This is a genomic window from Photobacterium sp. R1, assembly GCF_054600795.1.
This window is the reverse complement of the sequence record NZ_BAAHZP010000485.1, coordinates 1-278: the sequence shown is the minus strand read 5'-3', so window position 1 is coordinate 278 and position 278 is coordinate 1. Positions and strand designations below refer to the sequence as shown.

Below are 278 nucleotides of genomic sequence, written 5' to 3'. Positions count from 1 at the left end.
AATGATACTTACAAAGCGCTGAAACCTGTGTTTGCCACTGTGTACAGCCAGACACAATTATCTGCCGACAAAGATGTGTACCCGAATGCGGAAGTGCGCATTGTCGACGTGGTTCAGCATGATGGCAAAGTGGATAAGCGTTTCGAACCGAATAACCCGCTGGCGAACGAAGAAGGCTATGTCTTCTATCCGGGCATCGACGTTGTAGCCGAAATGGCAGACATGATGTCCGCCACCCGCAGTTACGAGACCAATGTTGAAGTGCTGGCCAATGTGAA

The 278-nt window shown here is 50.0% G+C and carries 1 protein-coding gene; it reads left to right on the top strand.

Going from position 1 to position 278, the window contains the following annotated elements:
• Positions 1-278 (top strand): flagellar basal body rod C-terminal domain-containing protein (locus ACYP03_RS25965; RefSeq protein WP_459782669.1); only part of this gene is annotated, 278 nt, incomplete at both ends.